20 protein-coding genes are annotated in these 23,146 nt (G+C 40.3%); 4 read left to right on the forward strand and 16 right to left on the reverse strand.

The window, feature by feature from the left end:
* Positions 1-89: 89 nt before the first annotated feature.
* The 14 genes from wecG to trxA all read right to left on the reverse strand — a co-directional run bounded on the left by wecG (position 90) and on the right by trxA (position 15,548).
* Positions 90-827 (reverse strand): lipopolysaccharide N-acetylmannosaminouronosyltransferase, encoded by a 738-nt coding sequence (gene wecG / locus AACV01_RS01835; protein WP_004246339.1) that lies wholly within the window; start codon positions 825-827, stop codon positions 90-92.
* Positions 827-2,191, reverse strand: coding sequence for an ECA oligosaccharide polymerase (gene wzyE, locus AACV01_RS01840; RefSeq protein WP_004246340.1), 1,365 nt, complete (start codon positions 2,189-2,191; stop codon positions 827-829). The genes wecG and wzyE overlap by 1 nt, the downstream gene beginning before the upstream one ends.
* Positions 2,188-3,273: a TDP-N-acetylfucosamine:lipid II N-acetylfucosaminyltransferase gene (locus AACV01_RS01845; RefSeq protein WP_004249664.1), complete on the reverse strand. Its 1,086-nt coding sequence runs from the start codon at positions 3,271-3,273 to the stop codon at positions 2,188-2,190. Before AACV01_RS01845 ends, wzyE begins: the two co-directional genes overlap by 4 nt.
* Entirely contained in the window at positions 3,270-4,526 is a 1,257-nt protein-coding gene (wzxE, locus tag AACV01_RS01850) for a lipid III flippase WzxE (RefSeq protein WP_004246342.1), read from the reverse strand. The genes AACV01_RS01845 and wzxE overlap by 4 nt, the downstream gene beginning before the upstream one ends.
* Before the next feature lies 1 nt (position 4,527).
* A complete protein-coding gene (rffA, locus tag AACV01_RS01855; protein WP_004246343.1) occupies positions 4,528-5,658 on the reverse strand; it encodes a dTDP-4-amino-4,6-dideoxygalactose transaminase in 1,131 nt (376 codons plus the stop codon).
* A gap of 1 nt (position 5,659) precedes the next feature.
* Entirely contained in the window at positions 5,660-6,373 is a 714-nt protein-coding gene (gene rffC, locus AACV01_RS01860; RefSeq protein WP_004249666.1) for a dTDP-4-amino-4,6-dideoxy-D-galactose acyltransferase, read from the reverse strand.
* Positions 6,351-7,232 (reverse strand): glucose-1-phosphate thymidylyltransferase RfbA, encoded by an 882-nt coding sequence (gene rfbA, locus AACV01_RS01865; protein ID WP_004249667.1) that lies wholly within the window; start codon positions 7,230-7,232, stop codon positions 6,351-6,353. Before rfbA ends, rffC begins: the two co-directional genes overlap by 23 nt.
* An 18-nt stretch (positions 7,233-7,250) precedes the next feature.
* Positions 7,251-8,324: a dTDP-glucose 4,6-dehydratase gene (rffG, locus tag AACV01_RS01870; RefSeq protein ID WP_012368702.1), complete on the reverse strand. Its 1,074-nt coding sequence runs from the start codon at positions 8,322-8,324 to the stop codon at positions 7,251-7,253.
* On the reverse strand, positions 8,315-9,577 hold the full coding sequence (gene wecC / locus AACV01_RS01875; RefSeq protein WP_004246348.1) for a UDP-N-acetyl-D-mannosamine dehydrogenase: 1,263 nt from the start codon (positions 9,575-9,577) through the stop codon (positions 8,315-8,317). Before wecC ends, rffG begins: the two co-directional genes overlap by 10 nt.
* Positions 9,574-10,704 carry a non-hydrolyzing UDP-N-acetylglucosamine 2-epimerase gene (gene wecB / locus AACV01_RS01880; protein WP_004246349.1) on the reverse strand — a complete coding sequence of 377 codons (1,131 nt, stop codon included), beginning with the start codon at positions 10,702-10,704 and terminating at the stop codon, positions 9,574-9,576. Before wecB ends, wecC begins: the two co-directional genes overlap by 4 nt.
* Positions 10,705-10,833: 129 nt before the next feature.
* Positions 10,834-11,892, reverse strand: a complete 1,059-nt coding sequence (wzzE, locus tag AACV01_RS01885) for an ECA polysaccharide chain length modulation protein (RefSeq protein ID WP_004249670.1) — start codon at positions 11,890-11,892, stop codon at positions 10,834-10,836.
* A gap of 23 nt (positions 11,893-11,915) precedes the next feature.
* Positions 11,916-13,007 carry a UDP-N-acetylglucosamine--undecaprenyl-phosphate N-acetylglucosaminephosphotransferase gene (wecA, locus tag AACV01_RS01890; protein WP_004246352.1) on the reverse strand — a complete coding sequence of 364 codons (1,092 nt, stop codon included), beginning with the start codon at positions 13,005-13,007 and terminating at the stop codon, positions 11,916-11,918.
* Between the two features lie 393 nt (positions 13,008-13,400).
* The gene (gene rho / locus AACV01_RS01895; protein WP_004246354.1) at positions 13,401-14,660 is read right to left on the reverse strand and encodes a transcription termination factor Rho; all 1,260 of its coding nucleotides are present in this window, start codon (positions 14,658-14,660) and stop codon (positions 13,401-13,403) included.
* A gap of 561 nt (positions 14,661-15,221) precedes the next feature.
* The gene (gene trxA / locus AACV01_RS01900) at positions 15,222-15,548 is read right to left on the reverse strand and encodes a thioredoxin TrxA (RefSeq protein ID WP_004246355.1); all 327 of its coding nucleotides are present in this window, start codon (positions 15,546-15,548) and stop codon (positions 15,222-15,224) included.
* A 119-nt stretch (positions 15,549-15,667) separates the two neighbouring features.
* Here trxA and rhlB point away from each other — a divergent pair, with 119 nt between their 5' ends.
* Positions 15,668-16,966: an ATP-dependent RNA helicase RhlB gene (rhlB, locus tag AACV01_RS01905; RefSeq protein ID WP_004249672.1), complete on the forward strand. Its 1,299-nt coding sequence runs from the start codon at positions 15,668-15,670 to the stop codon at positions 16,964-16,966.
* A gap of 3 nt (positions 16,967-16,969) precedes the next feature.
* Complete coding sequence (gene gppA / locus AACV01_RS01910; protein WP_004246357.1) at positions 16,970-18,478, forward strand: guanosine-5'-triphosphate,3'-diphosphate diphosphatase; 1,509 nt, start codon at positions 16,970-16,972, stop codon at positions 18,476-18,478.
* 74 nt (positions 18,479-18,552) lie between these two features.
* On the opposite strand, the gene rep is transcribed toward gppA, so the two are convergent.
* Complete coding sequence (rep, locus tag AACV01_RS01915; protein ID WP_004249673.1) at positions 18,553-20,574, reverse strand: DNA helicase Rep; 2,022 nt, start codon at positions 20,572-20,574, stop codon at positions 18,553-18,555.
* A 172-nt stretch (positions 20,575-20,746) separates the two neighbouring features.
* Here rep and AACV01_RS01920 point away from each other — a divergent pair, with 172 nt between their 5' ends.
* Together AACV01_RS01920 and AACV01_RS01925 are read left to right on the forward strand one after the other, a co-directional pair.
* Positions 20,747-20,995, forward strand: coding sequence for a hypothetical protein (locus AACV01_RS01920; RefSeq protein WP_004253075.1), 249 nt, complete (start codon positions 20,747-20,749; stop codon positions 20,993-20,995).
* The gene (locus tag AACV01_RS01925) at positions 20,996-21,265 is read left to right on the forward strand and encodes a type II toxin-antitoxin system YafQ family toxin (protein ID WP_004246360.1); all 270 of its coding nucleotides are present in this window, start codon (positions 20,996-20,998) and stop codon (positions 21,263-21,265) included. It begins immediately after the preceding gene.
* 258 nt (positions 21,266-21,523) lie between these two features.
* Here the strand turns inward: AACV01_RS01925 and ilvC are convergent, their stop codons facing one another.
* A complete protein-coding gene (ilvC, locus tag AACV01_RS01930) occupies positions 21,524-22,999 on the reverse strand; it encodes a ketol-acid reductoisomerase (RefSeq protein ID WP_004249675.1) in 1,476 nt (491 codons plus the stop codon).
* Between the last annotated feature and the right edge of the window lie 147 nt (positions 23,000-23,146).

Here is a 23,146-nt window from a genome sequence, read left to right on the forward strand (position 1 = left end):
TAGTATAATAATCAAACAATCAAGATACCAGTAAAGATTGTGATTTTTGCTATTTAACACTTATTGCCGACAAAAAATACTCACGCAACTTACAATTTATTGGAATAGTAATAGCCAACAAATTTTAATAACTTAAATTGGCGCTTGATCCGACTAGGTTGTGACAGTAAACGATATAACCACTCTAGGCCTAAGTTTTGCCATGCTTTTGGCGCACGCTTAACATGCCCTGTAAAAACATCGTAAGTGCCACCTACGCCCATATATAACGCGTCTGGGTGTACTTGCCGACAAGCACGAATAAATAGCTCTTGCTTAGGTGAGCCCATGGCAATGGTCACAATCTTTGCTCCAGAAGCTTTGATACGTTCAAAAAGTGCATCTCTATCTTGTGGCGTAAAGTAACCATCTTGGCTACCGACAATATTCACATTCCATTGTGCCTTTAATTTACTTTCCGTCTGCGCCAATACCTGAGGTTTGCCACCAACCAAAAAGACCGGTGTGCCTTCTTTCCCGGCACGCTCCATTAAAGCTTCCCATAAATCGGCTCCCGCAATACGAGACACTTGTGCATCAGGATATTTACGTCGAATGCCGCGAACAACACTAATGCCATCGGCGTACAAATAATCCGCTTCATCTAATAACTGATTTAGGCCTTTATCTGTTTCTGCGGTTAAGATTTTTTCTGCATTAATCGCAATTAAAGAGCCACTTTTAATTTGCGCACCTTGATAAAGATAATCCAAAAAATGCGCCATATCTTTAAATCCCCAGATATTGTGCCCACGGATGGAATACTTCGGAATTGAATTTGTATCCATTACTTTTCCTTTTGTTCTAAACGAGGTTTATTGCGCACTTGATTAATAACATAGTGACGAACTAATCCTGCACTTTCAAATAACCAATACAGGAGTTTGGCTGCAATTAAACAGGCACCAAATACTAAACAGAAAAAGACCACGCGAGACACAAACGAATCAACGCCCTCACGCGCTAAAACAATCATGTTAAAAATAGCACCAAAGCAAAATGCTTGAAGAATGGCAGATTTGTAGCGATTGTGTTCATTTAAACCTTGCTGATAGAGCCAATCAAACCACTTAATAATAAGCCCAACAACCACCGCGCCTAAGGGGATAAATACAACGCCCCCCATCACCACCAAGGAGCCAATTAACGTTGGTGAAATGGCAAGTCCTGCATGATAATTAAGCACTTCCCAAGTAAAATAGTTTGCTGAATTTAGTACGACATCTGGTCTTTGTGGCCAAACCCATGAAGGGATAAACACATAAAAATCGCGAATAATAGGTGCGAGTCCTTGAAACTCGATTTTGTCGTAATTATTCAACAATAATGCAAGATTTTCCCAAGGAGAGAAGGTATCGCGAGTCAGATATAAAAAGGTATAAAAAGCTTCGGCACCACTGACATCAAGCCCGTAACGTTTTAGTGCTAACCAAAACATACCGACAATGCTCATCACACCTGCAGCAATTAACATCCATAAGGTTATCCAACCACGTACGATGCCAATAAATAAAAATAGTGCAAACGCAATAATGATATTTGCGCGTGTTCCCCCGACGATAACATAGGTCAAAATACCAAAGCCGACCGTCGCACAAAGGAAAAAAAGCCAACGTTGTTGTGTGGGCTTTAAGAAATAGACCACCAGCATTGCAGGAATAAAAAAATAGAAAAAGCGTTTTAGCGCCACACCTGATACTTGGCTTGAAAAAATTTGGCTATATGTTTTCAACTTAAAGAGTAAGAAACCATTTTGTAAGAAAAATATGCCCACAGTGACGATAGCAATTAACGCTAACAGTATCCAAGTTAGGTTGGTCTCTACCCGATTCATCGTAAATAACGGCCTAGAAGGCTCGCTAGAGGCTTTTCTTAGTCTTACCTTATAAGTGACATAATAAATCGCATAAAAGCTAGTAGCGGCTAATAGAGCGTGTAATAAGGCATCGACAGGAACAACTGCCACATCAAACTGAAAGACTAATAAACAAGTTAATGGAAAGCCAAAATAGAATGTCAGCAAATAAAGCATGGAAAAGAAGACATTAAAATTAAAGCGTACCCGACGAAACTCTTGGTAGGTCAGTAATAAAATAAACCCCAACGAGATAAAGTAGACAAGGGTTAATCCCCCCAATTGCGCCAATGTCATTGGGTGTCTCCTGTGCTCATCTCAATCAATTGCTTCCAACCTTGGATAAAGTTAGGTGCAAAGAAGGTGATATTCTTCCTATCCAGTAGCAATAATTGACGTTGCGCTTCTTCAATTAACGCCACATCAAGTTTATCACCAGAGAAGAAAACGGGAACACTTTGCTCTGTTAAGTCTTGCCAAAATGGATTTTGACGGCTAATCACAAAAGGGATCCCAAATTGGATCAACAGGCATAACGTACCAATACCCTGCTGACGTTGGAAAATAAAATAGCCTAAATCACAGGTTTTTAAGAGTGCGAGATAATCATCAAAGGCAAGATTATGTCGTAATATCTCAACGTGTTCTGTTGGAAATAAGTTTGTCGCCGCATCAGATACTTGCTGAATATAATCCTCGTTATTAGCGGGATATCCCATAGGAATGATCACTTTTGCTTTATGACCAAATTGTTCAGCAATCGCATTTAAAGCATCGATATGGCGGTTAGATTTATCGCCTGAGTTACCTAATACAATGGTAATATGCTGAGGATCAACGGCCTTCTTTTCTGTAAGCGTCAGCGCCGGATCCATTCTTGTTGGGAAATAGAGCAAATTCGCGGGGATATTAACATTTGATTGAGCAAAATAATTTAGATCACCCCGTGTACCAAACACACGTCCAACCCGTTTTTGCGCGAGTTTACGCAATAGATAAAACAGTCTAAATTTTAATTGCTTAGCATCCTGATAAAGATCAGCACCCCAAATATGCCACCAGAATTGATGACGTTTAATTTTGCCCATCAATAAAGCAAGCCAAATAGGCGCATTAAATTGCCCCAGAAATAGAAAACGTTGTTTTCTATCTGCTTTAGCTAATGCTACCACTCTCTGCGCGACTTGTTTTTTATCCGCTAAACACTCAATCTCTAAATGAGGATAAAGTGATGATAACGAGTTATCTTTACTGGCAACGATAAAACGAGGTTTATACGTTAATGCCGCCTCAGTCACGAGGTGGTCGTTAAAAAAGCGTAACATTGTGTTGTTATGATGCACAATGTCTGAACCTAGTACGTAAATCAAAGTTGTCATTTGCGCCTGCAATAAATCACGAAAACAGAACTACAGAGAAGGAAGTAAATAATATAGGTTGCCATATAGGCTTGAGCTGCACCTAAAGCACCATGTTCAGGAATAAGCCAGCGTGAAAAAAGCGTTAATAAGGCAAATTGGCTCACTTCTGTCAGAATATAAAAACGCAAAGCAGCCTTTGCAATCACCAGATAGCCAAAAACATAAGCCCCTACTTTCAACACATCACCAACCAGTTGCCAAGCAAATAACTCTCGCATAGCGATAAATTTTTCAGAAAATAGCAACCAAATGGCAAAATCTCGCAATAACCAAACCATAAAACTAGCCACTGCCACCGCTGGCAAGACGAATTTCAGTGACTTGGTTATCTCTTTGGCTATCTCACTTTTTTGCGTTAATCGTGAAAGTGTGGGTAATAAGTAAACAGAAAATGATGCTGTAATAAATTGTAGATAAGCATCCGATATACTGCTAACCCCTTGCCAAATGCCAACATCATCCCAGCTATAATGTTCTGCTAACAAGTTACGCATCATGATATAAGCGACGGGTAAAGTGATAGAAGTCAGTAGCGCCATAATGGTAAATTTACCAAGATGACTGGCGATAGCCTTATCCCAACTTGGTTTTAATTCACTGAGAGCAAAACGCTTACGTTTTATTAAGATAACCATCGCTGGCAATAAAATCAGTGCAGGTACTAAAGCTAAGCCAATTAATGCACCGTGATAACCTGCAACGAGATAACAGAGATAATAGGCAATAACACCAATTAAACTTCCCGCAATAATCGCTAAAGCGTTTCCAGATGCATCTCGATAACCTTTTAATATCGCCAGAAAATAGTTGGCATAGGCAATCCCCATCTGAATAAAGGCAACCATTCTGACAATATCTAGATATTGCAGATAGTCATCACCAAATAAAACGCGACTAATTGGTGTGGTAAAAATAAGAAATAAAATGGCAAGTAGTGTAGAAAACAGCAATATCATTGATGATGATGTACCCAACACATTTTTGCGTTGTACCGCATCATCTTGATATTGCGCAATCAATTTTGTTACACCATTAAAAATACCCGCCCCTGACAGTACACCAAGAACGGTAATTAATTGGCGGAAGTTACCCGCAAGTCCCACTCCGGAGGGACCAAAGGAGACCGCCAATAACTTTACAACCAACAGGCCAGCCCCGATTTTTATCAAGGTTGACCCAGCTGTCCAAATTGAAGCTTTAGCTAACGACATATCAAGCAAAGAAATGACGAATATGATGAATAACGGTTTGCTGCTCTTCTTCAGTCATGTTGTAGAACATCGGTAAGCGCACCAAGCGTTCACTCTCTTGTGTAGTGAAAATATCTTTACCATCAAAACGACCAAACTTCATTCCGGCAGGACTCGTATGCAGTGATACATAGTGGAATACCGTTAAGACGCCCTGTGCTTTCATATACTCATTAAAAGCCGTACGCTGCTCTATATCATTAAGTTTAATATAGAACATATGGGCATTATGCTCTAAACCGTCTGGTACAACAGGCAATGTTAACAAACCTTGTTCGGCTAACGGCGTTAATGCATCGTAATAGATTTGCCAGAATGCTAAACGACGTTCATTAATTTTATCGGCTTGTTCGAGTTGCGCCCAAAGATAAGCGGCTTGCAAATCAGACAGCAAATAGCTAGAGCCAATATCACGCCAAGTGTATTTATCAACTTGCCCACGGAAAAATTGACTACGATTGGTGCCTTTTTCACGGATCACTTCCGCACGATTAATTAAAGCCGGATCGTTAATCAGTGTTGCCCCACCTTCACCACCTGATGAATAGTTTTTCGTCTCATGAAAGCTATAGCAACCAATATGACCGATAGTTCCTAAGGCTTTGCCTTTATAAGTCGACATTACCCCTTGCGCAGCATCTTCAACGACAAACAGGTTATGCTTTTTGGCGATCGCCATAATGGTATCCATTTCACAGGCAACACCTGCGTAATGAACGGGCACTATCGCACGCGTTTTCTCCGTAATCGCCGCTTCAATTTTTGTTTCATCAAGGTTCATGGTGTCTGGACGAATATCGACAAACACAATAGTTGCACCACGTAAAACAAAGGCGTTCGAAGTCGAAACAAAAGTGAAACTCGGCATAATCACTTCATCGCCGGGTTTGATATCCAGAAGGATAGCCGCCATTTCTAACGATGCTGTACAAGAAGGTGTTAACAGCGTCTTATGACAATGAAATTGTTCTTCTAACCACTTTTCACATTTTTTTGTGAAGTTGCCATCACCACAGAGCTTGCCACTTTCCATCGCCTGTTTCATATACTCTAATTCTGTGCCAACAACGGGTGGTTTATTAAACGGAATCATATTATCCCCTGTATAACCAATAAGTAGTGCTATCAATTAAAGCACCGCTTTGTGTATATAAACGCGAAGCTGCAATATTGCTAATTTGTGTTGCAACATAGAGGGTTGATAGACCTTGCTGTTGACACCAATACTTCGCCACCGACATCAGTTGCTTACCAATGCCTTGTCCTGTTCTATTGGGCATTACAGCAAGTAATCCCACTCTTGCTTCACTCTCAGAAATCCGACGTAATGTTACAAACCCTGTAACCTTATTTTCGCGATCCATCGTCAATAAACAGCTATCATCGAAAGTGCCTAAAACCGCTTTTTTTACCCATAATGCATAAAAACGGCTGCTATCACCTTCTTGATACCATGGCGCTCGAAAGCGACTTTGTACAAAAGCCGCAGAAGCCGTTGTCATTAATAATGGGATATCAGTTTCATTGGCAGTGCGAAAATGTATTTCAGCAATATTTTCACAAGCATTTTCTGTGCCAATTGGCAATTTGAAATCTATTTCACCTTCAGCGAATTGAAATCCTAATTGCGTTAAGTTATCAATCAGTAGAAGATCATAGGAAGCAACTTTGGCATGAACAACCGTAAATTGCTCAAGCCTATCTTGTGTTAAAACAGGCGCTTGAGCACTAAACTCAAGACGGCCTGTATTGAGGGAGAAAAAATCGCTCTCCCACTCAAGATAATTAATATTGGCGAGGACGGACATGTAATAAATCCAATAGATAGCGGCCATAACCTGTTTTGGCGAGTGATTTTGCGCTTTCTCTAACTTGTTCGTCAGTTAACCAACCATTACGCCAAGCGATCTCTTCCAGACACGCCACTTTAAAACCTTGACGTTTTTCAACGGTTTGTACAAAAGTACTGGCTTCAATTAAACTATCGTGAGTCCCCGTATCTAACCAAGCAAAACCGCGTCCCAATAGCTCCACATTAAGCTCACCACACTCAAGATACATCTGATTAATCGAGGTTATCTCAAGCTCACCACGAACAGAAGGTTTCACCTTTTTCGCAAAATCAACCACGCGGTTATCATAGAAATAAAGCCCAGTGACCGCCCAATTCGATTTAGGCTGTTGAGGTTTTTCTTCTATTGACAGCACTTTGAAATCATCATCAAATTCAACAACACCGAAGCGCTCCGGATCCATCACTTGATAACCAAATACTGTTGCGCCCCGCTGACGTTGAGCAACTTGTTTTAGTTTGGGGCTAAACCCTTGACCAAAATAGATATTATCGCCTAAGACTAAACAACAGTGCTCATCACCAATAAACTCATCCCCTAAAATAAAGGCTTGAGCTAAACCATCAGGAGATGGCTGAACTTTATATTGCAAATGAACACCAAATGCAGAGCCATCACCCAATAAACGTTGAAATGAAGTGAGATCATCAGGAGTGGTGATAATCAAAATATCACGAATTCCCGCTAACATAAGTACTGAGAGCGGATAATAGATCATGGGTTTATCATAGATAGGTAACAGCTGTTTCGATACCCCTTTCGTTATCGGATGTAAGCGTGTACCAGAGCCACCCGCTAAAATAATACCTTTCATCATTTATCCTTCACGTAATCAATCACCCAGTCCTAAACGCTCTCCTGCATAAGAGCCATCTAGTACTCGTTGCCACCAAGTTTGGTTATTTAAATACCACAATACCGTCTTACGAATACCTGACTCAAAGGTCTCTTGTGGTTTCCAACCTAACTCTGCTGCAATTTTAGCGGCATCAATAGCATAGCGTAGATCGTGACCCGGTCTGTCTTTTACATGGGTAATTAAATCAACATATTTCGCCACACCAGCAGGTTTATTAGGATGCAACTCTTCGAGCAATTCACAAATAGTTGTCACTACATCAATATTACGGCGTTCATTATGACCACCAATATTATATGTTTTACCCGGTTGAGCCGTTGTTGCCACTAAATACAATGCACGGGCATGATCTTCAACATAGAGCCAATCGCGAATTTGTTCACCTTTGCCATAAACAGGCAGTGGTTTTCCTGAAATTGCATTCAAAATAATCAGCGGGATTAATTTCTCAGGAAAATGATAAGGGCCATAGTTATTTGAACAATTGGTGATCAATGTTGGCAAGCCATAGGTACGCAACCATGCTCGTACAAGGTGGTCACTGGATGCTTTAGAAGCTGAATAAGGGCTACTTGGTGCATAAGGTGTCGTTTCAGTAAAGAAATCATCCGTTCCTTCTAAATCGCCATACACTTCATCAGTTGAAATATGGTGGAAACGAAATGCCGCTTTTTTATCTTCAGGTAATACTGACCAGAAATGACGTGCAGCTTCTAATAAGGTGTAAGTACCAACAATATTAGTTTCAATAAACGCTGCCGGCCCATCAATAGAGCGGTCAACATGGCTTTCCGCGGCTAAATGCATCACGATATCTGGTTGATATTGCGCAAATAGACTATCAAGTGCAGCGCGATCGCAAATATCAACCTGTTCAAACGCGTAACGTTCACTGTTTGCCACAGGGGCAAGTGACTCTAAATTTCCCGCATAAGTCAGTTTATCTACCACGACGACACTGTCATTGGTGTTATCAATAATATGTCTAACAACCGCGGAGCCGATAAAACCGGCGCCACCTGTGACTAAAATACGTCTCAACGCCATACTCCTTTTGTATCGACAATCCATTTTTGGGTAACTTGGCTACCAGGTATCGCTTTAAACTGTTGATGGTCGACTAACATTAAAACAATATCCGCCTCTTTTAATGCCTGCTCTGTAGAGACTAATTCAGTGATACCTTTTAATTTTGTCGGTAATTCATGAATATTTGGCTCTACGGCAAATGTTTTCCCACTATGCCAGTTAGCAACTTGTTGGGTGATATTCATTGCTGGACTTTCACGTAAATCGTCAATATTAGGTTTAAAGGCTAAACCAAAGCAGGCAATTTTGATCTCGTTAGCACGTTTACCGGTTTCAGTTAAACAATCCGCCACAGCGGCTTTAACTTGATCGATAACCCATACAGGTTTGCCATCATTTACCAAACGGGCAGTATGAATTAAGCGTGATTGTTTAGGATTTTGAGACACGATAAACCAAGGATCAACGGCAATACAGTGTCCACCGACACCAGGACCCGGCTGTAAAATATTCACGCGAGGATGACGATTAGCCAAACTAATTAGCTCCCACACATTAATATCTTGGTCAGCACAAATCAGGGATAACTCATTAGCAAATGCAATATTCACGTCACGGAAGCTATTTTCTGTTAGCTTACACATCTCTGCAGTACGGGCATTAGTGATAACACATTCACCTTCAAGGAAAATTTTGTATAACTCGCTGGCACGCTCTGATGATTTACGGTTCATGCCCCCCACAACACGGTCATTGCGGATAAGTTCAACCATCACTTGTCCTGGCAATACACGCTCAGGGCAATAAGCGATATCAATATCGGCATTTTCACCTTGTTGATGTGGGAAAGTTAAATCCTCACGAGCCTGCGCAAGCCACTGTGACATTTGTTCTGTTGTTCCAACGGGTGAGGTTGATTCTAAAATAATCAAATCACCTTTCTTAAGTACAGGTGCTATTGAACGCGCAGCAGCTTCAACATAAGCCAGATCAGGTTCATGTTCGCCTTTAAAGGGGGTTGGAACAGCAATAAGGTAAGCGTCTGCGGGTTGTGGTGTGGTATAGGCTTTTAAATGCCCTTCTTCAACAGCTTGTTTTACCACTTTATCCAGATCAGGTTCAACGATGTGAATTTGACCTTTATTAATGGTATCAACAGCGTGTTGGTTAACATCCACACCAATAACACTTTTTTTACGAGAGGCAAAAGCTGCCGCTGTTGGTAATCCAATGTAGCCGAGGCCGATAACAGAAATAGTTTCAAAACTCATAATGTCACCTGATTATTTTTCAATGCTTCAAGAATACGTTGGCAGGCATGACCATCACCATAAGGATTTGTTGCTTTACTCATTTGGTGATATGCGTTTTCGTCTGTCAATAAAGAGGTTACTTCGCTAACAATACGTTTAGTATCTGTACCCACTAAACGCACAGAACCGGCTTCAACTGCTTCAGGGCGCTCTGTTGTATCGCGCATAACAAGAACAGGTTTACCTAATGAAGGCGCCTCTTCTTGAATACCACCTGAATCAGTTAAAATAAGGTAAGCGTGGTTCATTAAATAAACAAAAGGCAGGTAATCTTGCGGTTGAATTAATTTAATATTATTAATTCCATGCAGAATACGCTTTACGGGTTCACTTACATTAGGATTCAAGTGAACAGGATAGACAACTTCAACATCGGGGTGAGCCAATGCAATCTCTGCTAATGCTTGGCAAATGCGCTCAAAACCACCCCCAAAGCTTTCTCTGCGATGTCCCGTAACTAAGATCATCTTTCTTTCTGGCTGAATAAAGGGATATTGCACAGCAAGTTCATCGAGCAGGGTTTGATTTCCCATCACTCGCTCGCTAACCCAAAATAGCGCATCAATAACGGTATTGCCGGTAACAAAAATATTTTTATCCGCAACCGCTTCTCGCACCAGATTTAACTTTGCAGTTTCAGTGGGAGCAAAATGGTACATCGCCAAATGGCCGGCAATTGTCCGATTCGCTTCTTCTGGCCAAGGAGAATAGAGATTACCGGTACGTAATCCCGCTTCAACATGACCGACGGGGATTTGTTGATAAAAAGCAGCAAGGCTTGCCGCCATGGTGGTGGTTGTATCACCATGTACTAACACAACATCAGGTTGAAATGACGCTAGAACAGGTTTTAAACCTTCTAAAATGCGACAGGTTATATCTGTTAAATCTTGTCCTGGTTTCATAATATTGAGATCATAATCTGGTTTGATCTCGAAAAGATTTAATACCTGATCAAGCATTTCTCGATGTTGGGCCGTAACACAAACTTTCGCCTCAAACGAATCATCATTTGCTAAAGCGTGCACTAAAGGTGCCATTTTGATCGCTTCAGGGCGTGTGCCAAAAACAGTCAACACTTTCACAGTGGCTCTCTTTTTTCTTTGTTATATTGCTTATTTTTGGGAAAGCAATATGCCCTTATTCTCAGGGGCATCAGGTGAAAATACACCTGATGTCTCGTTATTATTAAAATGATAAAAAGGTAATAATGATTATTTTTTTAATGAACTACGTCTGACTAATGCCACACCCGCGCCCACTAAAACACCAATAGCACCCCAAAGCACCATCATAAAGGCACGGCGAGGACTATCTCGTTTCACAGGATCTTCAGGTGTACGCAAGAAACGGTAAGTTTGGAAGTTATCTTGTAATTTAGCACCTACCGCGAGGGTGGATAACATTGCCGTATTTTGATCATAATCACTATCAAAATCAGGTCCTGTTGCCATTAATGTTTCTAACTGTGATTGCAATAAAGGCACGCCGAGTAGAAACAGCTTCGAATCCGGTAATTCATCTATCGCAATCGAGGTCTGTTTTTGAGAAATACCTTGTTTCTCAGCAACTTTAATCGATTGTTTGAGTAAATTAATTTGTCGTTGATAAGCAGCTTGAGCAGCCATTTCTTGGCGTTTCACTAAGGCTTTCATCGATTGTGTTCGAGTTGCCCATGCGGCAATCACTTCTTCATTTAGATGCTCTGCGGCACGTTTATTCGCAAAAGCAATATATTCATTGAGCAGTTGACTCGAATCGTTGGCCGTTTCAGCAATGAGTTTCAATTGATCATTAACCAATTTCTTCTCATCAGCCGGTGTAAATTGAATATTATTGATGAGCTCATCTAATAATGCCGCATCTGCTTGCGCATCGTTTTCTTTACGTTGTTTGTAATAATCCGTTTGCAACCAAAACTCACGTCGCGTATCAAAAGCTGAAATCTGTGTTACAAACTCTTGATAAGCTTCATCAGGGATACTTAACTGAGAAACAGTTACAGACGGATTAATTTGCGTATCAAGATTACGTAAGAACTGAGACTGAGAATAATAACTACCTAAATTATTCACAGTAGGTCTCTCTGTCATCGCAATAGCGCTCCATTTAGGTTGCATCAAGTAAGATGCCCCTAATGCAATCAGCGCAAAAAGCAGCGCGAACCCTATTATCCAGCGTTTTCCTGACCATAGTGCACAACAAAGACCTCGAATATCGAGTTCATTATCGGGTGAAAACCCCTGTCGGGAGACGTTATTTTCCGAGTTCATCACGTTAAAAGACCTCTGCTTATTTAATGCTTAAGTTGTGTCGCTTTACGTAGGCGACGTTTATATCGTTTAATAAAACGAGCGACTCGCCACGCGCGTTTAATGCAATAACCGTACATAACAAAAGCAAGCAAAAACAATGCCAACATTACCCATTCTGGTACAAAAGATAAGTTTTCACCAATAATACCAATAGCGGCCAACACCGCGGCTGCAAGCGTGATCAAAACAAAAGCTTGGCGAGGGGTAAAACCTGCTCGCATAATTAAATGGTGGATATGTTGACGGTCTGGTGAAAAAGGACTCATTCCTTTACGTAAACGGCGGTACATAATTGCCACCATATCCATAAGAGGAATAGCAATGATCCATAATGCAGTAACCGCATTGATTGGATGAGGATCAACTTGAGTAGAGGAAATTAATAGCCAAATAATAGTAAAGCCTATTAGCGTACTTCCCGCATCGCCCATAAAGACTTTAAATTTTTTACCACAAACACCAAGGTTTAACATGATATAAGGTAAAATCGCGGCAATAAATGAGAAGCACCAAAACGCAAGTGCAGAGCTTCCACTTTGGTAAAGTAAAATACCCAGCGCACCAAACGAAACGCAAGAAAGACCGCCTAATAAACCATCAATACCATCCACCATATTAAAGGCATTGATTGCAGCCCAAACAGCAAATAGCGTGACGATATAACCAAAAGGCCCTAAATGCATATCCCAAGGCCCAAAAGCATGACCAAGTGATTCAAGTTTTAAACCACCGAATACCATCATAGCAATACCCACTAATGCTTGGATAGTTGCCCTGATTTTGACACTGATATCATAACGATCATCAAGCGCACCGATAAAAACAAGTATCCCCGCACAAATCAAATACAGCTCTTTGTGAGGAATGTAGATATCTGAAACATAAAAAGCGAAAACAATACCAAAATAGACTGAAATCCCACCTACAAGGGGGATCAACCCATGATGTCGTTTACGATAGTTAGGTTTATCTACGAGTCCAATCTTCTTTGCCACCTTACGAGCTACAAATAGGAAAGCGAAAGAAAATAGGAACACGTAAAAAACATTTGTGCTCATTTTTAGTATATCCACAGTACTGTTCTCTATAATAAATATAGCTGGTTATTTACCCATCCATGTGTTTTTTATTCTTTCTCCAGCTTGTACCACGACGAGTTTACTCAGTAACCCACCACCCTTTATCAATAATAAATTTTCCTTAACTATTTTTATTGATGTTATCGCTATTTTTATTAAAACTATAAATATGCAATATACATACCAAATTATCATTTTGCGATGATAATAAAAGACCTAAGTCCAATGTAAAAAAAACGCCACTGACTTGTGGCGTTTTTATCATATCGTTAATTACACAAAGTAAATGAGTTTAACAACCTCTAAATTGGTGTGATATCACTTATTTTTCTATCATCAACACAATTTTTCTTTTTTTGTTGTCTCTCTCAATTTTGTAATAACACTTTATGAGCGTTTCATAAAGTCGAAGAATTCTTCATTTGTTTTTGTCATCGCTAATTTATTAATGAGGAATTCCATTGCATCAATCTCACCCATTGGATGGATAATTTTACGCAGGATCCACATTTTTTGTAACTCATCTTGCGATGTCAGTAATTCTTCTTTACGTGTTCCTGAACGGTTGTAATCAATTGCTGGGAATACTCGTTTTTCTGCAATCTTACGCGACAGGTGTAATTCCATATTACCTGTACCTTTAAACTCTTCGTAGATAACTTCATCCATCTTAGAGCCAGTATCAACCAATGCAGTCGCAATAATGGTTAAACTACCACCTTCTTCTACATTACGAGCAGCCCCGAAGAAACGTTTTGGACGATGTAGCGCGTTCGCATCCACACCACCGGTTAATACTTTTCCTGAAGAAGGTACTACGGTGTTATAAGCACGGGCTAAACGAGTAATAGAGTCTAATAAAATGATAACGTCTTTTTTATGTTCTACTAAACGCTTGGCTTTCTCAATAACCATTTCCGCTACTTGCACATGACGAGATGCTGGCTCATCAAAGGTAGAGGCAATAACTTCACCTTTAACTAAACGTTGCATCTCTGTGACTTCTTCAGGACGTTCATCAATAAGAAGTACCATTAATACGCAATCAGGATAGTTATGAGCAATGTTGGCCGCAATATTTTGTAGCAACATTGTTTTACCCGCTTTTGGTGGGGCAACGATTAAACCACGTTGTCCACGACCAATAGGTGCAGCCAAGTCGAGTACGCGGGCAGTTAAATCTTCGGTAGAACCATTACCACGTTCCATACGTAAGCGGTTATTAGCATGTAATGGTGTTAAGTTTTCAAAGAGGATTTTACTGCGGGCGTTTTCTGGTTTGTCAAAGTTAACTTCATTCACTTTAAGGAGGGCAAAATAGCGTTCACCTTCTTTAGGTGGGCGAATTTTCCCTGCTATGGTATCACCAGTGCGAAGGTTAAAACGACGGATTTGACTTGGAGAAACATAGATATCATCTGGGCCAGCAAGGTAGGAACTGTCTGAGGAACGTAGGAAGCCAAAGCCATCCTGTAGTATTTCCAGCACTCCATCACCGAAAATATCTTCTCCACTTTTGGCATGTTGCTTCAAGATAGAGAAAATGATGTCTTGTTTTCTCATTCGAGCTAGGTTCTCTAGCCCCATATTTTCGCCAAGTGCTATCAGTTCTGATACCGGCGTATTTTTTAATTCGGTAAGATTCATAATGGTGGGTTCTTAATAACTCGGGGTAACTCTCGAACTATGAACGTGAATAGTATAACAGCGAATCGCTGTCAGTTTCGTCATGTGTAAAATTACAGATTACTACTTTATAACATCAGTATAAACATCGTGATAATGTTAGAAAGCATGTTAATGCTATATAGACCAGTCACAACACTGTCCCCAGAAAGTGACATCCATTGCCGTAACAAGATGATTGTACTTTCAGTTATGGGTTAGGAACATATATAGAAAAATTATATTCCTTGAATACTATAGATTATTCTAAGACAACCGGACTGGTTAGATGAATTCAGATTACTTATAGTTTATTCAAATACAATATTCAAATAGTTTATATCAAAGCTCTAACAATCTGAACCTGATATTTAATATCTCAGACTTATTAACCATGTCATATCATATGACCAATAAAATCCGCTATATTATGTAAGTAAGTGGCGCTAACTTATCATGCTTCGAAGCGGACGTCTAGCGGTCAGTAACAGAAATACCAACAAGATCTAAACGTCCTTCGTTATTTTGGTGCTTTAAATCAAATTAGATGTTTTCGTCTAAGAACTCTTTTAATTGAGTTTTTGACAATGCACCAACTTTAGTCGCAGCAACTGCACCATTTTTGAATAAAATCAGTGTAGGGATACCACGAATACCGTATTTTGGTGCTGTCGCAGGGTTTTCATCGATATTTAGCTTCGCAACTGTTAATTTACCCGCGTATTCTGTTGCAACTTCATCTAGAATAGGAGCAATCATTTTACATGGGCCGCACCATTCAGCCCAGAAATCAACGAGCACGGGGCCGGTTGCTTGTAATACATCAACATCGAATGTGTTGTCAGATAAGTGAAGGATTTTATCGCTCATTGTTCTACTCCAAAGAATAATATTGACCGTACCAGTGTAACATTAAATAACAAAAGACTATCAGCATTTCAGCGGATATCCTTTTGTAATGCAACCTATAACTGATATTCTATTACATTATGAGCAAAACATATTTGACAGAAAAGAAGTTTTCCGACTTCGCCTTGCATCCAAAAGTGATAGAAGCCCTTGAGAAAAAAGGGTTCTCTAATTGTACACAAATTCAGGCATTGACGTTACCTATCACTGTGAAAGGTCATGACATTGCTGGGCAAGCCCAAACAGGAACAGGAAAAACGTTGGCGTTTTTAACCTCGACGTTTCATTATCTTTTAACTCACCCTGCAAAAGAAGGGCATGAAAAGAATCAACCTCGTGCACTGATTATGGCGCCAACGCGCGAATTAGCTGTGCAAATTTATACAGATGCACAACCTTTAGCACAAAGCACTGGTATTAAAATGGGTCTAGCCTATGGTGGAGATGGCTATGACGAACAACTTAAAGTATTAAATAACGGTGTAGATATCGTTATCGGTACCACGGGCCGTTTAATTGACTATGTAAAACAAGGTCACATTAATCTTAACGCTATTCAAGTTGTCGTACTTGATGAAGCAGACAGAATGTACGATCTGGGCTTTATTAAAGATATTCGCTGGTTATTCCGTCGCATGCCAAATGCCGCAGAGCGTATGAATATGCTCTTTTCCGCCACACTCTCATATCGTGTCAGAGAGTTAGCTTTCGAGCAGATGAATAACCCTGAATATGTAGAAGTTGAACCTGAACAAAAAACTGGGTTTAGCATAAAAGAAGAGCTGTTCTATCCTTCTAATGAAGAAAAAATGCGTCTTCTGCAAACCTTAATTGAAGAAGAGTGGCCAGAGCGCTGTATTATTTTTGCTAACACCAAACATCGTTGTGATGATATTTGGGCGCATCTTGCCGCAGATGGACACCGCGTAGGTCTATTAACAGGTGACGTGCCACAGAAAAAGCGTCTGCGTATCCTAGAAGATTTTACCCAAGGTAATATTGATATTCTTGTGGCAACCGATGTTGCAGCTCGTGGTCTTCATATACCTTCTGTAACACATGTCTTTAACTATGATTTACCTGATGACTGTGAAGATTATGTACACCGTATAGGTAGAACTGGACGTGCGGGTAAAAGTGGTAACTCAATTAGCTTAGCCTGTGAAGAATACGCGTTGAATTTACCGGCGATTGAGACCTATATTCAACATGCTATTCCTGTTAGTAAATATAACAGTGATGCATTATTAACTGATTTACCTGAGCCAAAACGTCGTCATCGTCCTCGTCAAGGTCAGCCTCGTCGTAATAATTCGGCACCTCGTAGAGGAAATAATACTCAACGTAATAACCGTAATAAACGCCCGAGTCACTCATAAATTATGCTGAAATCCTCATCACTTTATGCTGCTATCGATTTAGGCTCTAACAGCTTTCATATGTTAGTCGTTCGTGAAATCGCGGGATCTATCCAAGTATTATCTCGCGTTAAACGTAAAGTCAGACTTGCTGCTGGCCTAAATAAAGAAAACGAGCTGTCAGAGCAGGCTATGGAGCGTGGTTGGCAATGCTTGCGACTGTTTTCTGAATATCTCAGAGATATTCCCGCAGAACAAATCCGAGTCGTTGCAACTGCGACCTTACGTATTGCTAAAAATGCAGATATTTTCGTCGCTAAAGCGTCTGAAATATTAGGCAATACGGTTCATGTTATCAGTGGTGAGGAAGAAGCACGCCTTATCTATCGTGGTGTTGCCCATACAACGGGTGGTGCAGAACAGCGCTTGGTGGTAGATATTGGTGGCGGTAGCACAGAATTAGTCACCGGTACGGGGGCTAAAACAACACAGCTAATGAGTTTAAGCATGGGTTGTGTAACATGGCTAGAGCGCTATTTTAGCGATCGCTCATTAACAGAAGAAAACTTTGCTCAAGCACAACAGGCAGCAAAAGCTATCCTTGCACCTGTGGCAGAAAAACTTATTCAACAAGGTTGGCAGGTTTGTGTAGGGGCATCGGGCACCGTTCAAGCATTACAAGAGATCATGATTGCTCAAGGAATGGATGAATTAATTACCTTACCTAAATTAGAGCGACTGAAACAAAAAGCCATTGAGTGTGGCAAGCTTGAAGAGTTAGAAATCGAAGGCCTTACTTTCGAAAGAGCGCTTGTTTTCCCTAGCGGATTAGCCATTCTGATCGCTATTTTTGAAACCCTGCATATTGAAAATATGATCTTAGCCGGTGGTGCACTACGTGAAGGCTTAGTCTACGGTATGTTGCATTTACCTATTGAGCAAGATATTCGTCAACGTACTTTGCGTAATATTCAGCGCCGTTTCCAAATTGATATTGAGCAAGCCCATCGTGTTCAACAATTAGCAGAGCATTTTTTCATTCAAGTCAGTAAAAGTTGGCAATTAGATAATCGCTGTCGTGAGCTACTTTCCAGTGCTTGTGCCTTACATGAAATCGGCTTAAGTGTTGACTTTCGCCAAGCGCCTTCACATGCCAGTTATTTAGTTTCTCACCTTGATTTACCTGGTTATACACCCGCGCAACGACGTTTAATCGCCTCATTTTTAAGAAATCAGAAGGGAATTATCGATCTCGCACCTTTGAATCAGCAAAATGCGCTACCGATAAATCAAGCATACCGCTTGGTACGTTTACTTCGCCTAGCAATTATTTTTGCCAGTCGTCGTCGAGATGATACTTTACCTGCACTGCGTTTACGTACTGAAGATGAAAAATTAATCATTACCTTGCCACATCAATGGATCGCTGAACATCCTTTACGTGCAGAAAATCTTCATGAAGAGATACAGTTACAAAGCTACGTTCATTGGCCATTAATGCTTGAAGAGCAAAATAACTCACGCATAGGTTAAAACGTCTAACCAGATTCAAAATAATCCCTTACTTATCATGCAAGTAAGGGATTTTATTTTTTACTGACAGACAGCTAAGGTTTATGTCTCGCCAGCATCGCTTTAAGCCCAGCGACCCCTTTTTGCCCTTTTTCTTGCTTTTCTTGAGCACTTAACACTTTCTTTTTATTGGTATCCCAATGGAGATCGTCTTGAGGCAATTCATATAGAAAACGACTGGGCTCTGGACGAATTAATTCACCGTATTGACGCCGCTCTTTACATAATGTGAAAGTTAATGTCTTTTGTGCTCGAGTAATACCGACATAAGCTAAACGCCGCTCTTCTTCAACGTTATCTTCATCGATACTACTTTGATGAGGCAAGATCCCCTCTTCCATGCCAACCAGAAAAACATGTGGAAATTCCAGTCCTTTTGAGGCGTGAAGTGTCATTAATTGCACTTGATCTAACTCTTCATCGGTTTCGCCACGCTCCATCATATCGCGCAGAGTAAAACGATTGACCACTTGAGAGAGCGTCATGGGTTCATGTAGCTCATCCCCCTCAAGCATTTCACTCATCCAAGAAAAAAGCTGGTTAATATTTTTCATTCTCATTTCAGCTGCTTTCGCGCTACTAGAGGTTTCATATAACCAACTTTCATAATCCATTTCATGAAGCAAATCACGTACAGCGAGCAAAGGCTCACGCTCTGATTGTTGTACAATTCGCGCCATCCACTGTGAAAAAGCCTGTAATGCACTTAAACCTCGCCCTGTTAACGTTTGGCTTAATCCCAAGTCAAAACAGGCATTAAATAAGCTTTTATCACGGACTTTAGCCCACTCCCCCAACTTTTGGATAGTCATCGGGCCTATTTCACGACGAGGCTTATTGACGATACGTAAGAATGCAGCATCATCATCCGGATTAGTGATCACTCTTAAGTAAGCCAAAATATCCTTGATCTCTTCACGGGAAAAAAACGAGGTTTCACCCGAAATGCGATAAGGAATGCGATTTTGCATCAAATACTTTTCAAAAATACGCGACTGGTGATTACCTCGATAGAGTATTGCGTAATCTTTATAATTAGTTTTATTAATAAAATGATGGGCAATCAGTTCCCCCGCTACACGCTCAGCTTCATGCTCTTCATTATTAGCGGTTAATACTCGTAGCTCATCCCCATAACCTAATTCTGAAAACAGCCGTTTTTCAAATACATGGGGATTATTTTCAATTAAAATATTAGCTGATTTTAAAATACGCCCTGATGAGCGATAGTTTTGTTCCAGTTTGATCACATTTAGCTGTGGGAAATCTTTTTGCAATAGCACCAGATTTTGGGGACGCGCACCACGCCATGAATAAATAGACTGATCATCATCCCCCACCACAGTGAAACGGGCTCTTTCGCCCACTAACCATTTCACCAACTCATATTGGCTTGTATTGGTATCTTGATATTCATCCACCAGCAGATAACGAATACGCTGTTGCCAGCGCGCCCTAACTTCTTCATTAGTACGTAATAGCAAGGTAGGCTTACTGATTAAGTCATCAAAATCCAATACATTACAGCTTAGTAAATGTTGCTCATAACGTCGAAAGCACTCGGCAAAAGTATGATCTTGTTGCGATTGTGCTCTACCAATCACTTGCTCAGGTGTGAGCATGTCATTTTTCCAGTTAGAGATTTGACTCTTTAACTGTGATAGCAAATCTTTATCTTCTTCTAATAAATCTACCGTTAATTCTTTTAATAATGCGGATTGGTCTTGATCATCAAACAAAGAAAAGTTGGATTTTATGCCTAATGCTTTGTATTCTCGCTTAATAATCTCCAATCCTAATGTATGGAAGGTCGAGATCATTAATCCTTTCGCCTCTTGTTTTCCCAATGTTTGAGCAACACGCTCTTTCATTTCACGCGCTGCTTTATTGGTAAAAGTCACCGCAGCAATCTGCTTAGCAGAATAACGGCATTGACGAATAAGGTAAGCAATTTTATTGGTTATCACTCGTGTTTTACCCGAGCCGGCTCCCGCCAAGACCAGACAAGGACCTGACACATATTCAACTGCTTTTTGCTGACCGGGATTTAATCGCATACTTTTTCCAAACTTCATTAACCAAGAATATCACGGGGAGTCATTGTAGCAGAAAGCGCATAGGAAAATGGTTCAGTTTTTTGAGCTTTATTTCTCTAGGTAAAGGAAGTTTAACCTTGTTTAATAAAGTTTTACTTTGTATAATATTCAAACAAATATGGAGGTGTATATTATGAGTATAAAAAGCGAATTAATAGCCACTAAAGTTGATATAGAGCTCAAAGAGGCTTTTGTTGCAATAGCTCGAAATAAACACAGACCAGCCTCTCAAATCTTAAGAGATCTCATTCGAGTTTATGTGGAAAGTAATCAAACACAACCAAATGAAAAAACATTAAACACTTTTGCAAAAACAGATAAAGGTGATGATGTTTTTTATGCTGAAGATGCCCATGATTTATTCAAAAAATTGGATATCTAAATGCGAAAAGTGAGTTATTCAGGACAATTTAAAAAAGACTTAAAACTCGCAGAAAAGCGAGGAAAGGATATTAATAAACTAAAAGAGATTATATTACTATTAGTGCAAGGAAAACGACTACCTGCTCAATTGAAAGATCATCCATTAACAGGAAACTGGAAGCCTCGTCGAGATCTTCATATCGAACCTGATTGGCTACTTATTTATAAAATAGACAATGATACTGTTCATTTTGACAGAACTGGCTCACATTCTGATTTATTTAAATAAAAACCACATATCAAATTGATAGATATGTGGTTTTATCTTTTTAAAATATATTTAGCACTTATTTTTCTAAGCTATCTATTTCAAGATAATAAACTTATATTCTGTTTTATCTTTTAAAATATATTAGTACTTATTTTTCTAAGCTATTTGCGTGAGAAGAAGGCGGCAAAGGAGGTTATCCCAAGGAGCATACATTAGTATGTGACTTGGGTAACCGAGTGCAGCCAACGCACTTATCGCGTAAAGAGCGACGAAAAATTAGTTGGCAACAGCAATCTTTTTCATATCCGTCATATACCCTCTTAATTTCTTACCGACAATCTCAATAGGGTGCTGACGAATGGCTTCATTGATATCACGCAATTGAGCATTATCTGTCCCACTATCTGGAACATGCTTCGCTAAATCGCCACTTTGCAACCTCGTCATAAACTCTTTTAACATCGGCACGGCGGCAAAAGAGAACAGATAGTTACCGTACTCTGCGGTATCTGAAATAACCACATTCATTTCATACAGACGTTTACGCGCAATCGTATTCGCGATTAATGGCAATTCATGCAGTGACTCATAATAGGCAGACTCAGCGATAATGCCAGCTTCAATCATCGTATCAAACGCCAGCTCAACACCCGCTTTAACCATCGCAACCATCAATACGCCATGATCAAAATATTCTTGCTCACTGATTTTACCTTCATATTCAGGATAATTTTCAAATGCGCTTGCACCCGTTTCTTCACGCCATGTCAGCAAATTTTTATCATCATTTGCCCAATCTGCCATCATGGTTTCAGAGAATTTACCTGAAATAATATCATCCATATGTTTAGCAAACAGTGGTGCCATAATCTCTTTTAATTGCTCTGATAAAGCATAAGCACGCATTTTGGCAGGATTAGATAATCTATCCATCATCAAGGTAATACCACCTTGTTTCAGAGCTTCTGTAATCGTTTCCCAACCAAACTGGATAAGCTTACCTGCATAGCCCGGTTCAACACCTTCAGCAACCATTTTGTCATAACACAGCAGAGAGCCGGCTTGTAACATACCACACAGGATAGTTTGCTCGCCCATCAGGTCTGATTTTACTTCCGCAACAAAAGATGATTCCAACACTCCCGCACGATGTCCACCTGTGGCTGCCGCCCATGCTTTCGCAATGGCCATACCTTCACCTTTAGCATCATTTTCTGGGTGAACAGCAATTAGGGTAGGTACACCAAAACCACGCTTATACTCTTCGCGCACCTCAGTACCCGGACATTTTGGCGCAACCATCACAACGGTAATATCGTCACGAATTTTTTCACCCACTTCAACGATATTAAACCCATGAGAATACCCCAAAGCGGCGCCTGACTTCATCAGTGGTTGAACGGCTTGAACAACGGCGGAGTGCTGTTTATCCGGCGTTAAGTTAACCACTAAATCGGCTTGCGGGATCAATGCTTCATAGGTTCCTACTTCAAAACCATTTTCAGTGGCACGACGCCATGAAGCACGCTTTTCATCAATAGCCTCTTGGCGTAATGCGTAGGCGATATCCAGTCCTGAATCACGCATATTTAAACCTTGGTTTAAACCTTGTGCACCACAGCCAACAATAACGACTTTTTTACCTTTTAGATAATTAGCCTCATCGGCAAATTCGTCACGAGACATAAAGCGACATTTACCCAGTTGCGACAACTGCTGACGCAGATTCAATGTATTAAAATAATTGGCCATGAGCGACTCCCAAATCGTTGTGTATATGTTTGCTATTGTTATCCCCACTCTCGGTGAGGTATTGCATGACTTTACTATAGGGGATGAAAGCCATTGCTTAAATTGATATATTTACAAGATGATGTTGCAATAAATGCAACGTTGTTT

It is taken from the genome of Proteus sp. G2609 (assembly GCF_963896135.1).
Taxonomy (GTDB): Bacteria; Pseudomonadota; Gammaproteobacteria; order Enterobacterales; family Enterobacteriaceae; genus Proteus; species Proteus mirabilis.

Bases quoted from the DNA above. Each gene is read 5' to 3' on its own strand.
- AACV01_RS01920 (WP_004253075.1), top strand. From the start codon at position 20,747: ATGAGTATAAAAAGCGAATTAATAGCCACTAAAGTTGATATAGAGCTC.
- wzxE (WP_004246342.1), bottom strand. From the start codon at position 4,526: ATGTCGTTAGCTAAAGCTTCAATTTGGACAGCTGGGTCAACCTTGATA.
- rho (WP_004246354.1), bottom strand. From the start codon at position 14,660: ATGAATCTTACCGAATTAAAAAATACGCCGGTATCAGAACTGATAGCA.
- rffC (WP_004249666.1), bottom strand. From the start codon at position 6,373: ATGTCCGTCCTCGCCAATATTAATTATCTTGAGTGGGAGAGCGATTTT.
- wzzE (WP_004249670.1), bottom strand. From the start codon at position 11,892: ATGAACTCGGAAAATAACGTCTCCCGACAGGGGTTTTCACCCGATAAT.
- rffG (WP_012368702.1), bottom strand. From the start codon at position 8,324: ATGGCGTTGAGACGTATTTTAGTCACAGGTGGCGCCGGTTTTATCGGC.
- rep (WP_004249673.1), bottom strand. From the start codon at position 20,574: ATGCGATTAAATCCCGGTCAGCAAAAAGCAGTTGAATATGTGTCAGGT.
- wzyE (WP_004246340.1), bottom strand. From the start codon at position 2,191: ATGACATTGGCGCAATTGGGGGGATTAACCCTTGTCTACTTTATCTCG.
- rffA (WP_004246343.1), bottom strand. From the start codon at position 5,658: ATGATTCCGTTTAATAAACCACCCGTTGTTGGCACAGAATTAGAGTAT.
- wecG (WP_004246339.1), bottom strand. From the start codon at position 827: ATGGATACAAATTCAATTCCGAAGTATTCCATCCGTGGGCACAATATC.
- rfbA (WP_004249667.1), bottom strand. From the start codon at position 7,232: ATGAAAGGTATTATTTTAGCGGGTGGCTCTGGTACACGCTTACATCCG.
- gppA (WP_004246357.1), top strand. From the start codon at position 16,970: ATGCTGAAATCCTCATCACTTTATGCTGCTATCGATTTAGGCTCTAAC.
- rhlB (WP_004249672.1), top strand. From the start codon at position 15,668: ATGAGCAAAACATATTTGACAGAAAAGAAGTTTTCCGACTTCGCCTTG.
- ilvC (WP_004249675.1), bottom strand. From the start codon at position 22,999: ATGGCCAATTATTTTAATACATTGAATCTGCGTCAGCAGTTGTCGCAA.
- wecC (WP_004246348.1), bottom strand. From the start codon at position 9,577: ATGAGTTTTGAAACTATTTCTGTTATCGGCCTCGGCTACATTGGATTA.
- AACV01_RS01925 (WP_004246360.1), top strand. From the start codon at position 20,996: ATGCGAAAAGTGAGTTATTCAGGACAATTTAAAAAAGACTTAAAACTC.
- AACV01_RS01845 (WP_004249664.1), bottom strand. From the start codon at position 3,273: ATGACAACTTTGATTTACGTACTAGGTTCAGACATTGTGCATCATAAC.
- trxA (WP_004246355.1), bottom strand. From the start codon at position 15,548: ATGAGCGATAAAATCCTTCACTTATCTGACAACACATTCGATGTTGAT.